Raw genomic sequence first — 1,095 nt, 5'->3', positions numbered from 1 at the left:
GATCTGAACGCTATCACCCAACATGAATCGTGACATGGTATTGGCCTCGTCATATGGGGTAGCAGGAGGTCTCCGGGATGGTCGCCATTCCCTGCTGCCCGAGGCCAACACGCAATGCTCTGCAGCGGGTCAAGCGGACGTGGAATACCGCAGCCGTATGCCGTTTCGCGGCGAGGATATGCCGCGAAAGCCGCTTGAAGGCTGTTTGCGTCCCGCAATGCGGGGCATTGCACGATGGCAGAGGGCAGCAGGGTTCCCCGGACGGGAAGCACCTTACTTAACGTTTTAAGAGGACTGCCCCGCAACGTTCCAGGATGCACCAGGGGGCTGCGCCATCGAGCGTCACCCGACAGCAACAAAAAGCGGGCGCGTGCGCCCAGCCTTGTCTATAGGGGAAAGCCCCAGCAAGCCGGGGCCAAGATGCGATTGATTTAATCCTCTGCAGGCAATGCGCGAGCTAACCGGCGAGCCTCATTGACGGCTCGCACGGTCACTTTGCGTACCCATGCACAGCGGCTTGGTGACCACACGAACCCAGCCCCTTTGCACAACTGGCGCAGCTCCGCCGCTGGCTTACCATCAAAGCAGATCTGGATGCGTCCATCATCCTCGAACATGTGCCAACCGAGCCCTTTCTGCTCGATGGGGGCCGAGCTGTGCAATCTCCCTAGTTCCTCGATCCTTGCGCGCAATCGGCGGATCTCGGCGTTGTTGTTGCTCAACCGCCAGGCCGGGACGCTGCCCCGCTGGGCCTTGTTCGCCTTCTTGAATGAATCTTGCAACTGTTCCCGATTCGCCAGCTTTTCCCGCAGCTGTTCAAGGGCGGTTGGATCATCGCTGGCGATCCCGGCTTGGCCGACACTCGCGGCGCGACTCTCCAGGCGCTTGGCTTTTTTATCCAGCGCGATGGATTGGCGCATTGCCTGATCAGACCGCTCTAGAGCGCGGCGGTGTTTTCTTTCGCTGTGATGGCCGACTAGGATCGGCTGGCCAAATACGATCCCTGCTACTGCTGAATGAGCGGCCCCCCATCGCAGATCGCTCTGCTGGTTGGCTTTGATGGCTCGCACCTGCAACCGGCCCCGTTTCGCCTCT

Annotated in this window: 1 protein-coding gene; it reads right to left on the bottom strand. The window is 60.5% G+C overall.

The features are described from left to right. Positions 1–431 precede the first annotated feature (431 nt). Positions 432–1,095, bottom strand: a 664-nt coding sequence (locus AAC083_RS10970; protein ID WP_146181654.1) for a DUF3560 domain-containing protein, incomplete at its 5' end; no start/stop codon positions are given.

Origin of the sequence: Aeromonas sp. HMWF014 (assembly GCF_963878295.1) — a bacterium.
Lineage (GTDB): Bacteria > Pseudomonadota > Gammaproteobacteria > Enterobacterales > Aeromonadaceae > Aeromonas > Aeromonas popoffii.
Note: the sequence above shows the minus strand (reverse complement) of the source record. Positions and strands in the feature narration are given on the sequence as shown.